Here is a 14,326-nt window from a genome sequence, read left to right as displayed (position 1 = left end):
CTCCATAAACACCTAGTAATTTTCGCATTTTACCTGGTAGAATCCCTGTGGGTATGCACATACCGGGCAAACTAGTGGTGCTTCTTTTCCAACGTAGACAAACCCACAATTTATACATTGCCATTTTACGCCACCCTCTTTTGTAAACACAGTTCCATCTTCAATATTATCAAGTAATTTTTGAAAACGCGCTTCGTGAATCGCTTCAATAGTGCCTACTTCATCAAATAATTTAGCAACTGAATCAAATCCATCTTTCTTAGCCTCGTCAGCAAATTTCTTGTACATATTCGTCCATTCGTACCGTTCTGCAGCAATTGCTAGTTTAAGATTATCCTCAGTATCACCAATTCTACCATTATTCAGTAATTTATACCAAATCCTACCGTGCTCTTGTTCGTTATGAGCTGTATCATCAAAAATATTACCCATCTGTTCATACCCATCAATTCTTGCACTTTCAGCGAAAAACGTATATTTAATAGCTGCCTGTGATTCAGCTGAAAATGCCTCACGTAAATTCTCTTCTGTTTTTGTTCCCTCAAATCGATTCATTAACATTAACTCCATTTATAATATAACTATAATTATATTATAGTAAACGAGCATAAAAATTATTACTATTTCAATATCTATATGTCACAAATAATTACTTTACCTAATGTTTTTGCAATCATATACAGAATTGAGATATCAACCTCACTCCATTTTCTTCTTATTTTACCTAAGATATCAAATGAAATCATCCCCTCATATCATTTTTGTCTTTTATTAAAATTTGCAAAGAAGAGCAAATCTCACTATTTTTCCATAACTTATAAGAATAAGTATAATCAACCGCTAATTTTTCAACATTATTAATCGTATTGATTCCATATTAATCGAATAATTCCAGATAATTTTGTTCATATATGTAACTTGAATTTGATATAATCTTACTGTTCGTTAACTACTAAATTTCTATTAACTGCAAAAGCGACACACCATCGATACACCCCATCCGATCTTTTGAAACGTATAATTATAGAATCCTTATTATCACGATTTTGAGACAAATTCAAAAAGGACACTCTATCCTCCTCATAAACAAGTTTATCAACAGGATAAAGTGATCCATTTCCGAAAAATTGGTATACGGCTTCGTCTGCAATTACAATGATATTATCTTTTCCAATCGTTAGTCTTCCACAGACTAAACCATTCGTGTCATATTCTAGATCAATTATTGCCATATGTTTCCCCTTTACATAATAGCTAAAACTTACGTGAATAGTACTTTTTATATTGCTTTTAATGCTTGTTCAATGTCTGCAATAATATCATTAACATTTTCAATCCCAACTGAAAATCTGATAAGATCAGGTTGAACCCCTGCTTCAATTAGTTGTTCATCTGTCATTTGTCTATGTGTATGACTTGCTGGATGAAGTACTGAAGTTCTAGCATCCGCAACATGCGTAACGATTGCTGCAAGTTTCAGCCCATCCATAAACTTAGTAGCTATATTTCTACCACCCTTAAGGCCAAATGAAATGACACCGCAGGTACCATTCGGCATATATTTCTTAGCTAATTCATGGTATTTATTTCCCTCTAGTCCAGCATAATTAACCCATGCAACTTTATCATTGGATTCGAGATATTTTGCAACCTCTTGAGCATTAAAACAATGTTGTTTTACTCTAAGATGTAGTGTTTCAAGTCCAAGATTTAATAAAAAAGCGTTATTAGGTGACTGCATTGAACCTAGATCTCTCATAAGTTGAACTGTCGCTTTTGTAATATATGCACCTTTTCCAAATTTTTCGGCATAGACAATTCCATGATAAGAATCATCTGGAGTAGTAAGTCCATGATATTTGTCACCGTATTTTGCCCAATCAAAATTACCACTGTCAACAATGCAGCCTCCAAGTGAAACTGCATGTCCATCCATATATTTTGTTGTAGAATGTGTGATAATATCAGCACCCCATTCAAATGGTCTGCAATTAATTGGAGTTGCAAATGTATTATCAACAATCAATGGAACGTTGTTTTTATGTGCAATATTAGCAAACTTCTCAATGTCAAGCACAACAAGTGCTGGATTTGCGACTGTCTCGCCAAAAAGGACTCTTGTATTTGGTCTAAAAGCTTTCTGGATTTCTTCTTCCGATGCATCCGGATCAACAAATGTACACTCAATTCCAAGCTTCTTCATTGTCACACTGAAAAGATTAAAAGTTCCGCCATAAATTGTTGAAGCGCTTACAATATGTTCTCCAGCTTCACAAATATTAAATACAGCATAAAAGGTTGCAGCCTGACCTGATGACAAAAGCATAGCTGCTACGCCACCTTCCAAGTCACAGATTTTACTGGCAACAATATCATTTGTTGGATTCTGCAATCTAGAATAAAAATATCCTGATTCCTCTAAATCAAATAATGCTCCCATCTGTTCACTTGTGTCATATTTAAATGTTGTACTTTGGTATATTGGAAGGACTCTAGGCTCGCCATTCTTTGGTTGCCAACCACTTTGTATACACTTTGTTTCAATACTATAGTTATTCATGTTTTTTTCTCCATTTCCGTAATATGTTTTTTCATTAATTTACAATTCTAATTTCTGTATAGATTTTCGCTAATTTTTGATCTGTATAATAGCTGTCAAAAAAATGTTCTACTGCATTAGCAGCCGGAATTCCATTTCTTCTATCTTTTTGTCTCACTGTTGCTCCAAGCGAGAAGATGCAATCAAATAACATAAAAACAACAATTGCGATTGCCAATATTTTTCCTATATCGCCTGAAATCTTTTCTATATATCTACTTAAAAAAGGATATGTATTCCTAATAAATATCATTCCTAATATACCCCAAATTATCATAAATTTGACACTAGTTCTTCCATTGAAATTAAAAGGCATATTACTATAATCCCACGATTTTGTACCTAGTATGTTCTCTTGAAGAATTGAACAAATATATTCAAAAACTCCTCCACTAATTCCGATCAAAAAAACAATATACAATGCATTAATATGTCTAATTCTATAAAATATCAAAGTCAATCCAACTACTGCTACTCCGTATATAGGGCTAAATGGACCAAGTACAAGGCCTTGTCTATTAACAAAATGGCCTCTAATCATATAGTACCATCCGGTTTCTATCAAGTAACCTGCAAATGATCCTATCGCAAATAACCATATAAGCTTGTAGGCACTTAGCGCATATGCATATGACTTAGGATTGTCGTTATATTTTTGTCTTTTAAAAAATCCAATAACTTTATTACCAATTTTATTCACCATATTTTATTTATTCCTATACAATATCGTTTTCTATTTTTTTCACATTAACCTTCTTAATCATTTTGCTTTCGACATTAATTATTGTAAACACATAACCACAGTACTCAATTTCAAAAGATTCTCCTTCTTCTGGAATTTTCCCAAGGTAAAATATCATAAATCCATTCAGTGTATCATAATCTTTATCTTCAAATTCAATGTCTAGAATATCTTCAATATCGTCAAGCATTGTTGAACCGTCCATTATATATGAACCATCCGCTTCATGTGTAATAAACTGTTCTTCTTCATCATGCTCATCCATAATGTTTCCAACGATTTCCTCTAATATGTCTTCCATTGTAACGATTCCAGACGTCTGTCCGTACTCATCTATTACAATCGCCATATGAATTTTTTTAGACTGCATCGCCTTAAACAAAGCATTAATATTACGAGTTTCGGGAATAAAGTGCGCGTCGTAAAGAAGCTCCTCTTTCAAATCAATCAGTGATTTTTCTCTCTTCGAACAATCCGCATAGATTTTCATTAAATCTCTAAAATGTAGAACTCCAACTATATTGTCAATATCTCTATCATACACAGGAAATCTAGAATTACTCTCATATATAATTATGCTGAATGTTTCATCTATAGTATTATTACCATCAATCGCAATAATATTTTTTCGAGTCATAATATCTTGGGCTTCCTTTTCTCCAAACTCAAAAATATTAGTTATCATCTCTGCTTCACTTGCAAGAATAACTCCTTGCTCATGACCTTCATTTACCATAGTAATAATCTCTTCTTCTGTAACATTATCGTCACCATCAAAGGGAGCAATACCATATAACTTTATTGTTGCATTACTAATCTTGGTTATAACATATGTAATTGGAAATACAATTGTAAGTATTAATATTACGATACCATAAAATGTATACACAAATCTTTCGGGATTTCTAGTAGCTGTCTTCTTGGGCACAAATATACCAAATACTGCAAGTGTAATAATTAATAATATTATGATAACCCAGTAAATCCATATGTAATTACCAATATCAAAAACATTCTCTACACCTTCTACAATCATTTGAATAAGATAAGCACCTGCTACCATATTCATAATAATTGTCGCAATGTGAATTGAATTAATTAATTTCATAGGGTTATCAATCCACTTGAGAAGTATTTGAGATTTTTTATCTCCTTCTCTCGCTCTTTCTTCTATTACATTTTCATTTACCGTTTGAATAGCTGCACCAAAGCCATATAAAATCGCATTAATAAGTATAAATACTAAAAAAATGCCTATCCCGAGAGTGGGATCCCCTTTATACATATTGTTCACCTTTCATAACTTTAAATTTAGTTAAAATATACCATATATCGCCTTACACAGTCAATATGTATTGAAGTTTCAAATCTCACTTAACATTCTACAAATTCATTTCCAGACTGATTTTCAAAGCTTTATTTACTTGACCAATTATTTCGTTGTCAAGATGGCATACTTTATCTTTTAACCTTTTTTTATCTATTGTACGTAATTGCTCAAGTAAAATAACGGAATCTTTTACTATATCATATTTCAAAGAATCTATTTCTACGTGAGTAGGTAATTTTGCCTTATTCATTTTGGACGTTATCGCTGCACAAATCACAGTTGGGCTGTGCTTATTTCCAGTATCATTTTGAATTATAAGTACCGGCCGGATGCCGCCTTGTTCTGAGCCAACTACGGGTCTTAAGTCAGCATAAAATATGTCCCCTCTTTTTATAACCAATTCAATCACACTCCATTAAATAGCTTTTGAAGTCTATTCACTTCAATATTATTATTTCCAGCTTACGGGTGTGTATTCAGTTATTTAATATAAATGTTTATTAAATTTTATTTACTCTAATTTTAAAGTCCATTGTTCATGGAAATAATCCCTGCTTCCAATAAACTTACCATTGTAATAATAATTTCTTGGAATTCTCTTCCCTAAATCACAGACAAACTCATAATTGAACGTTCCAGCTAAATCAGCTATTTCCTCAACCGAAATATAATTATCTCCATCTCTTCCAATCAATGTAACTGTATCATTTCTATGGACTTCACCAATATTTGTTACATCTAACATCATCTGATCCATGCAAACTCTACCTACGATCGGCGCTTTTTGCCCATTGATTAACGCATAACCTTTTGAAGAAAGAGCTCTTGGATATCCGTCACCATATCCTATTGAAACCGTAGCAAGTGTTGTAGGCCTTGTAGTTACAAATGTTCCTCCATAACTCACTTTTTGATTTTCCTCAACTACTTTTACCATTGTAACATGGCTTTTAAGTTCTAACGCTGGCAATAAATCTACATTATTCTTATTTACGAAATCGGATGGATACATTCCATACATTGAAATTCCGAGTCGAACCAAATCCATATTCGCTTCTGGCATATCAATGATACCTGCACTGTTAGAACAATGTTTCATTTCAAATGTAATCCCTTCCTTCTCAAGACAGTCAACAAATGTGTTAAACTTTTGTAACTGAATATGAGCAGATGTTTTATCCAATTCATCAGCAGCCGCAAAATGAGTGAAAATACCTCTGGCATCTAGCATTGGTAGTGATTTTATCTTTCTAAGAATCTCAATACCGGTTTGATCAGGCTCTAATCCAATCCTTCTCATTCCTGTATCTACTTTTATATGACATAATGATTTCTTTCCTGTTTTTACTGCAGCATCTGATAGCATCGTCGCTGTTTCTACATCAAATATTGTTGCATCTACATCATGCTCTATTAGCTTTGGATAGTCATCTGGATTTACAAATCCCAAAATAAGAATTGGTTTATCAATACCATTTTCTCTAAGATTAATAGCCTCGTCAATTGTTGCAACAGCGTAACCAAATACTTTATTATATACTGTCTTTGAAACAGCTACATCTCCATGACCATAGCCGTCAGCTTTAACAACTGCAATAGCCCTAGTTCCAGGTTTTGTAGTGCTCAATAGTGCTTCCACATTTTTTTCAATCGCATCTAGATTAATATCTGCATATACTCTATAATACTTTCCCATTTTTATCCTTTCGCAAATAAACTAATATTTATTTCATAGCAGCACAGATATTATCAATAATATCCCCTGCTTTCATTCCATATTGACCTTTTTTTATAGCACTTTCATCACCTGCAAGACCATGAACATATACGCCCATACAAGCAGCATCAAAACATGACATCTTATTTGAAATCAATCCTGCAATTACTCCTGTAAGGACATCGCCAGAACCACCTTTCGCCATGCCGCTGTTTCCTGATGTGTTAATATAGGCACATCCATTTGAATCAGTAACAATCGTTCTTGCATCCTTCATAACACAGATAATATTGAGATTTTCTGAATAAGTCTTTGAAAAATATTTTACAAACTCACTTGCATATTTAATTGGATCTGATTTAATTGTTCGCTTATCGAAACCAGATATTCGTTCCATTTCACCAATATGTGGAGTTAATATAAACGATACTCCATCCTCATTTGTAAATATATTTTTATTTATCTTAGTTTCTATCTTAGTTTCTGTCTTAGTCTCTGCATTAGCCTCTGTATTAGCCTCTGTATTAGCCTCTATATTAGCCTCTGTATTAGCCTCTATCTTCGCCGCTGTATTAGTCTCTATCTTTGCCTCTGTATTATCCTCTATCTTAGCTTCTATCTTAGCCTCTATATTAGCCTCTATATTAGTCTCTATCTTAGATTCTATCTTAGATTCTATCTTCGCCTCTGTATTAGTCTCTATCTTAGCCTCTGTATTAGCCCCTGTCTTAGCATCTGCAATTATATTTGCCATTATATTCAACGCATCCGCATCTATAATTGTAGGGACTTTGGTATTACCGATTACATATTTTGTCAACGTTACAGCAATCTCACTTTTTGAAATTCCCGGTCCAATAATGATACAGCTAGCCCATTCTAGTTCATTTGAAATAATACTCTCAATCTGCTCAACACCATAATTCGAATTATAAGTTGAAATCAACGCTTCCGGAACCGCTTTAAGGATCGCATCTCTATTATTTTGATGGGTTAAAACCTTAACAAGTCCTACGCCGCTTCTATATGCACTCATTCCGGCTAGACAAGCAGCACCACCAATATATTCTGATCCTGCAATTACAAGAACTTTACCGTACATACCTTTATTAGAATTTTTCATCCTCTTCGGTATTAAATTGATATCATCACCCGTAAAAGTAAATGCTTTTTTCGCTATTTTTCGAATTACAGTTTTCGGAAATCCAATGTCTACTACCTTGACTTTACCAGAGTAATCTGCACCTGGATATAACAACAAACCGATTTTTTTATATCCAAAAGTCACTGTGTAATCCGCTTTCACCGCAGTTCCCATAATCTGTCCAGTTGTAGAATTAATACCGGATGGAATATCCACCGATACCACTTTCGCTTTTGAATCATTCACGGCTGATACCAAATCAGCATAGTTACCTTCAATATTTCTTAAAAGTCCAATTCCAAATATAGCATCTATTATTAAATTATATTCATTAAGCTTTATTTTGTTTCGTGTATATTTTTTAATTTTAATGCCAGATTTTTTGGCTATTGATAACTGCGTCTCCCCTTCAGATGTTCCAACCACACCTGCTAAAATAGTAACATCATAACCCTTTTCAAATAAAATCCTAGCCACTGCAATCCCATCTGCCCCATTATTTCCACTACCGCAAACACAAACAATCTTACTTTTTTCAGAAAATTTGCTCTCTATCAAACCCGCCACACCCAAAGCAGCTCTTTCCATCAACACCAACGAGGGCATCCCAATCCTTTTAATAGAGAAATTATCCACTTGTTTCATCTGCTTAGAATCAAGAACATACTTCATACCCACTAGCCTCCATCTTCCATCCCTTACCCACATCAACCAACTATAATTTCACCAATGCCTCATGCCTTTATTATTGCCTTTATTATTGCCTATATTTTTATCTTTATTTAATCTTTGTCTTTGTCTTTGTGTTGTCTCTGTTTTTATCTTTGTTTTTATCTTTGTTTTTATCTTTGTCTTTATCTTTGTCTTTATCTTTGTTTTTATCTTTGTCTTTATCTGTGTCTTTGTCTTTGTCTTTGTCTTTGTCTTTGTTTTTATCTTCTAGCGCCACTCCGAGTGTAAATCGTGATATCAATTTATAATGATTGGTTTTGCCAAAGACCGGCTGAAAGCAGCGTTAATGTTATGTCAAGACTCAGATAAAAAATGAGCGTAAGCGAGTCTTTTTATCATCTCTGAGGCTTGTAAAGAACATGCTGCTTGAAGGAAAGGCTGGCAAAATTAATCATTATAAATTGATATCACCCGTTCGCCAGCCTTTTTATCATCTCTGAGGCTTGTAAAGAACATGCTGCTTGAAGGAAAGGCTGGCAAAATTAATCATTATAAATTGATATCACCCGTTCGCCAGCCTTTTTATCATCTCTGAGGCTTGTAAAGAACATGCTGCTTGAAGGAAAGGCTGGCAAAATTAATCATTATAAATTGATATCACCCGTTCGCCAGCCTTTTTATCATCTCTGAGGCTTGTAAAGAACATGCTGCTTGAAGGAAAGGCTGGCAAAATCAATCATTATAAATTGATATCACCCGTTCACACTACCCCTCAATCACCACCACCGCCGATGCCAACTCCTTCAAATTAGATATAGACACATGTATCTTTTTAATGCCAAGGCTAACAGCAACTTCTTCAGCCTTACCATACAGATTAACATATGGTTTGCCAAGTTCATCTCTAAGTACTTCAATATCAATCAATGAAAACTCTCTAAATCCCGTACCAAATGCCTTAGCAACAGATTCCTTTACACAAAAGTTTCCAGCTAAAGATACCGGTTTCTTCCCGAATGAATTTATCTCTTTTGTAGTAAAATAACGAGTCAGAAATGTAGCCTTACAACAGGCTTTTCTAACTCGTTCTATTTCAATCATATCATTGCCTATTCCAATAATCATAAAGCTCACCTTTATTGTTCGTTAATCTTATCCAAAAGTCCCATCATATCAGGGCCTAATGAATCATGCATAAATGAATATACCTGCTGATTCTTAATCTCTTTGTCTTGCTTAATTAGTAGATTTTTCTTCAGTTTAATTCTTGTCTCACTAATCCACTTTTCTAAAAGCAAAATATCATCTTTGTTAACATTTAGCTTCTTATAACAATAATTAACTGTAGCCACCATTAATTGCTGATTCGCTTCTTGTAAAAATATTGGTACATCAAGCGACTCATCTTCAAGTGAACCTATTTTTTCTTTTGCTTCTTGAATCAGTCGCTGGTTTTGACTCATCTTCTTTTGATGATTTGAATCTGGCACATTTTCGTCTTCCATATTATCAACAACATCTTGAATCAGTCTTGATTTTATTTTCTTAACTTCTTTAAGATCAGTATTTACTTGTCCTTGCTTCTTTAGTAAATCGTTTAAATTTTTCTCTAGACTTTTGATTTCATCTGACTTATCTTTATCCGGTATTAACTGATACCATCTTTCATCTAAAGTCAAAATTGGAATCTTTTTAAAGGCCACATTATCTTTAAGCCTATCTATCGTAATTTCAGCCATAAAAACCTCCAACTCTCTATATTATTTGGACTTATTTGCAATTGTGTATGATAATCTCATAAGACTTTCTGACAAATGAACATTTTCTACTATTACATCATCTGGCAAATTCAAATCGGTATGTGCAAAATTCCAAATAGCCTTTACTCCTGCATCTGCGACTATTTTGCCGATTTCTCTGGCACATTTTTTAGGAATTGTAAGTGCTACTATTTCTATATTATTCTCCATGATAAACTCTGTCATTTTATCCGTCATTCTAACCAATACTCCACTGATTGTTTTTCCTTCTAGTTTCATATCGTTATCAAAAACACCTTTTATGATAAAGCCTCTTTTTTCGAAGTCTTTGTAATTAATGATGGCTTGTCCCAAATTACCAGCGCCTATAATAATCATATTATGTGTGTGGTCAATTCCAAGAATTTTTCCGATTTCATCGTATAATGATTTTACATTATAACCATATCCTTGTTGTCCAAAACCGCCAAAATTATTAAGATCCTGTCTTATCTGTGATGCAGTAACTTTCATCTTAGTGCTCAATTCGTTTGATGAAATTCGTTGAATTCCACCCTCCATCAGTTCACCTAGATATCTATAATATCTAGGAAGTCTTCTAATTACAGCTGAAGATATTATTTTATTGTTGTCCATTTCATGTTCCTCCCTAAATATATATATATATATATTCTATTCGTTATATTTTTCTCAATTAAATATATTATAGCTTTTTAAAAAATAAATGTCAAAATTTTTAGTTATCCAAGTATTTTTTTTGCAATATCAACAGATTCTTTTGCGTCTTTTGCATAATAATCAGCTCCAATTGTCTTTGCATACTCACTTGTAAGAACAGCGCCTCCAACCATGATCTTACAATCAAGATTATGGCTATGAATAAGAGCAATTGTCTTTTCCATTGAAACAAGTGTAGTTGTCATAAGTGCTGATAATCCAACCAACTTTGCATTATGTTCTATTACTGCATCAACTACTGCCTGATATTCAACATCTTTACCCAAATCTATTACGTCATATCCATAATTTTGAAGAAGTACCTTAACGATATTTTTCCCAATATCATGAATATCACCTTTTACTGTTGCAATCACTATTTTTCCTTTGCTAATTGGTGCTAAATCATTTTTAATTATCTTTTTTCTAATCACTTCAAATGCCGCTTGCGCTACACCCGCTGACATTATAAGCTGAGGAAGAAAAATTGTTCCATTTTCAAATTGCATTCCGATTTTATCTAAAGCTGGAATTAATATTCCATTTACGATTTCCATTGAATCCTTTGTTTTTAGAAGTTCCTCAGTAATTTGAGCCCCTTCATTTTTCAAGCCATTTTCTACTGCATAGAATAAATCTCCATATTCTCGTATCTCTTCATGATTTTTTACATCATTTCCTATGTTGTCGTTTCTTATTTCTGCCTTTCCCGCTCTTATAGATAGCGGCTGCATTTTAGGAACTCTAGACATATCTGAATAAGCTCTAATAAATCCCATTGAGTTTTCATCAATATTTGCTAGCAACTTATACGCTCTTATCGCGCCTGTCATTGCCTCTATATTGGGATTAATAATTGCAAGATCTAAGCCATTTGTAAGCGCCATTGTAAGGAAAATGTGATTAATAAGCTCTCTATTGGGAAGTCCAAAGGAAATATTAGACACGCCCAGTACCGTTTTTAGCCCAAGTTGTGTCTTAACCATATTTACGGCTTTTAGCGTCTCCATCACGGCCGCTTGCTCAGCTGAGGCTGTAAGAGTAAGGCAATCTATATAAACATCTTCCTTAGGGATACCAATTGATACTGCTCTATCTAAAATCTTTTTAGCAATTGCTAATCGTTCTTCTGCTTTTGGCGGAATACCATTCTTATCCAATGTGAGTCCAACAACTGCTGCACCATATTTTTTTACAAGAGGCAGAACGTTATTTAATGACTCTTCCTCACCATTAACCGAATTAACAATCGGTTTACCATTATAAACTCTAAGTGCAGCTTCAAGAACTTCTGGAATTGTGGAATCTATCTGAAGTGGAACATCAACGACAGCCTGCAACGACTTAATTGTTCGAACCATTACTTCCTTTTCATCAATTCCTGGTAATCCAACATTGACGTCAAGAATATCTGCGCCCGCTTGAATCTGATCCAATGCTTGATTTAAAATGTAATCTATATCATTTCTTAACAATGCCTCTTTAAATAATTTCTTACCTGTTGGGTTGATTCTTTCACCAATAATCCTTGGCTCACTTATTGTAACTGTATTTGTAGCTGAACAAACCGCCGCTGGAATTTTAGCCAAATGTACTATATCTGCTTGTTTTACATTATTCATTCCAGTATTTTGAATTAGAGTGAGCATTTTAACAACTTCACTGATATATTCAGGATTCGTTCCACAACATCCACCTAGTACTTTGATTCCATAAGGAAGTAATTCTTTCATATATTCTGCAAATTGATATGCACTTACATTATAAGAGTTGGTTACTGGATCAGGGAGTCCTGCATTTGCCTTGACAACGATAGGTAGCTTCGTCCATTTTGATAATTCTGCCACAACCGGAACCAATTCTTTTGGTCCGAGTGAACAGTTAACGCCAAGTGCATCAACCCCAAGTCCAGAAAGTGTAAGTGCCATACTTGAGACACTGCATCCTGTAAATGTTCTCATATTCATCTCAAATGTCATTGTACATACAACTGGCAGCTCACTATTTTCCTTCGCTGCAAGAACCCCAGCCTTCGCTTCAAGTAAATCAGTCATTGTCTCAAACACAATTAAATCCGCATCCCTACCAGCAACTACTATCTCTTTAAATATTTCATACGCTTCCTCAAAACTAAGTGTCCCTGTAGGTTCAAGCATTTGCCCAATTGGACCAATATCAAGTGCAACCAGCGCTTTTTTTCCTGTTATATTTTCTACATTTTTACAAGCTTTCTTTGCATTTGCAATTGAAGCTTTTACTATTTCATCAACGCAATAACCACTATCTTCTAATTTATAGCTGTTTGCACCAAACGTATTCGCATATATAACCTGTGCACCCGCATTAATATATTGTGTATGAATATCGATTAGTAATTCTGGTTGCGTAATACTAAGAACTTCAGGTGTCTCACCCATTTTCATCCCTGCTGCTTGTAGCATTGTACCCATAGCACCATCAAATATCACATATTCATTTTTTAATAATTCTCTAAACATTGCAATGCCCACCCTTTTTCCTATATGTGCAACTGTCCTTCATATTACATGTCTGACAGCCTCTTTTTATTTTTACTATTTCTTTTTTTGAAAGTCCTATTATTGCCGTTACTGACTTAGTCGGAATCAGCATGTTAGTTTTGCTAGCAGATAATCCTATTTGCTTCGGAGCATTTATAACATCTAAAAAGTCACCTTGAATATTGAGTGGTAAATCGCCATATCCAACACCAAACCTCCAAGTTTGATTGTACTCAGCCAAATCTTTTTTTATAAATTCTTCTATTTTGTTGCAAACTTGCTCAACTGCAACGCTTGCAAGACTGTCAATAATTACAGCTCTTGTCATATCATTAACCTGAGTTTTCCTTAGCAGCCTGTCCACATCCATTGATATTGTAACTCCCATAAGCACTGCTTTTTCACAGCCGTTTAGATGTTCTTTAATTGAGTTACCTGGCATAACTAGGTTCGTGTTTAATACTGCCACGCCCTCTTGTACTAAATCTATATCAAATACCTTATATACAAATCTTGGCTTTGCAATACTGTGTAATAATTCTTCACACTCATCTAAAAGGTCCTGAACCTTTGTATCTGGCGCATTTCCACCATATCCCAAATATCTTAAAGCTTCATTTTGGTCTAATTTTTCCAATACAATCTCATTTGTCATCATTTATTTCCTTATTCTAGTATTAGAATATAAAATGTTATGTTTATATCATGTTATATTTGTAACATACTACATTTATTTCATATTTTATTCTATATAACTATTTTTGTCTATAAAATCATCAAAAATTCTCTATTACCACGTTTTAAATACACATATCGAATAGTTCTAACATATTCTAACATGTATATTAATAACTTCTCGGAGTTAGCATCTACTGGTGCAAATGTAAATTGACAATTGAATATTGGTTGTTTTGAAAAAAAAGAAGAGATTTTGTGTACGAGAAATAGACATAACGAAAGTTATGCCTTAAAATAGGAATTGTCCTTATGGATATTAAGCGCTCAGCTTAAATGTTTTTTGAAATGCCTCGACAGATGGCATTTCCCATGCATCAAGATGTTGGAGCATCATGATTGCGTAGAGGCGGCAGTACCACATCTTAGATGAACGGTGTCTGCCGCCTTC

General features: G+C 34.0%; 14 protein-coding genes. All 14 read right to left on the bottom strand.

Annotation, left to right across the window (positions count from 1 at the left end; genetic code table 11):
* Positions 1–12 precede the first annotated feature (12 nt).
* Entirely contained in the window at positions 13–555 is a 543-nt protein-coding gene (gene rbr / locus BMY18_RS17265; RefSeq protein WP_092456609.1) for a rubrerythrin, read from the bottom strand.
* 380 nt (positions 556–935) lie between these two features.
* Positions 936–1,232, bottom strand: a complete 297-nt coding sequence (locus BMY18_RS17260; protein ID WP_092456606.1) for a hypothetical protein — start codon at positions 1,230–1,232, stop codon at positions 936–938.
* Between the two features lie 47 nt (positions 1,233–1,279).
* Positions 1,280–2,560, bottom strand: coding sequence for an O-acetylhomoserine aminocarboxypropyltransferase/cysteine synthase family protein (locus tag BMY18_RS17255; protein ID WP_092456603.1), 1,281 nt, complete (start codon positions 2,558–2,560; stop codon positions 1,280–1,282).
* Between the two features lie 34 nt (positions 2,561–2,594).
* On the bottom strand, positions 2,595–3,302 hold the full coding sequence (locus tag BMY18_RS17250) for a putative ABC transporter permease (RefSeq protein WP_092456600.1): 708 nt from the start codon (positions 3,300–3,302) through the stop codon (positions 2,595–2,597).
* A gap of 13 nt (positions 3,303–3,315) precedes the next feature.
* The gene (locus BMY18_RS17245; protein WP_092456597.1) at positions 3,316–4,626 is read right to left on the bottom strand and encodes a hemolysin family protein; all 1,311 of its coding nucleotides are present in this window, start codon (positions 4,624–4,626) and stop codon (positions 3,316–3,318) included.
* Between the two features lie 97 nt (positions 4,627–4,723).
* Positions 4,724–5,071 carry a type II toxin-antitoxin system PemK/MazF family toxin gene (locus BMY18_RS17240; protein ID WP_092456594.1) on the bottom strand — a complete coding sequence of 116 codons (348 nt, stop codon included), beginning with the start codon at positions 5,069–5,071 and terminating at the stop codon, positions 4,724–4,726.
* Positions 5,072–5,182: 111 nt separating this feature from the next.
* Positions 5,183–6,367 (bottom strand): alanine racemase, encoded by a 1,185-nt coding sequence (gene alr, locus BMY18_RS17235; protein WP_092456591.1) that lies wholly within the window; start codon positions 6,365–6,367, stop codon positions 5,183–5,185.
* A gap of 28 nt (positions 6,368–6,395) precedes the next feature.
* Positions 6,396–8,204, bottom strand: coding sequence for an NAD(P)H-hydrate epimerase (locus BMY18_RS17230; RefSeq protein WP_170841467.1), 1,809 nt, complete (start codon positions 8,202–8,204; stop codon positions 6,396–6,398).
* Positions 8,205–8,310: 106 nt separating this feature from the next.
* The gene (locus tag BMY18_RS17225) at positions 8,311–8,481 is read right to left on the bottom strand and encodes a hypothetical protein (protein WP_207647456.1); all 171 of its coding nucleotides are present in this window, start codon (positions 8,479–8,481) and stop codon (positions 8,311–8,313) included.
* Positions 8,482–8,969: 488 nt separating this feature from the next.
* Entirely contained in the window at positions 8,970–9,329 is a 360-nt protein-coding gene (gene acpS, locus BMY18_RS17220) for a holo-ACP synthase (RefSeq protein WP_092456585.1), read from the bottom strand.
* A gap of 11 nt (positions 9,330–9,340) precedes the next feature.
* Positions 9,341–9,943: a hypothetical protein gene (locus BMY18_RS17215; RefSeq protein ID WP_092456581.1), complete on the bottom strand. Its 603-nt coding sequence runs from the start codon at positions 9,941–9,943 to the stop codon at positions 9,341–9,343.
* A gap of 21 nt (positions 9,944–9,964) precedes the next feature.
* Complete coding sequence (locus tag BMY18_RS17210) at positions 9,965–10,600, bottom strand: redox-sensing transcriptional repressor Rex (RefSeq protein ID WP_092456578.1); 636 nt, start codon at positions 10,598–10,600, stop codon at positions 9,965–9,967.
* Between the two features lie 104 nt (positions 10,601–10,704).
* Complete coding sequence (locus BMY18_RS17205) at positions 10,705–13,179, bottom strand: homocysteine S-methyltransferase family protein (protein WP_092456575.1); 2,475 nt, start codon at positions 13,177–13,179, stop codon at positions 10,705–10,707.
* The gene (locus BMY18_RS17200; RefSeq protein WP_092456572.1) at positions 13,172–13,858 is read right to left on the bottom strand and encodes a methionine synthase; all 687 of its coding nucleotides are present in this window, start codon (positions 13,856–13,858) and stop codon (positions 13,172–13,174) included. The genes BMY18_RS17205 and BMY18_RS17200 overlap by 8 nt, the downstream gene beginning before the upstream one ends.
* Positions 13,859–14,326: the final 468 nt, after the last annotated feature.

Source organism: [Clostridium] fimetarium, assembly GCF_900111235.1.
GTDB classification, from domain to species: Bacteria; Bacillota; Clostridia; order Lachnospirales; family Lachnospiraceae; genus Clostridium_N; species Clostridium_N fimetarium.
This window is presented reverse-complemented; position numbering and strand designations above follow the sequence as displayed.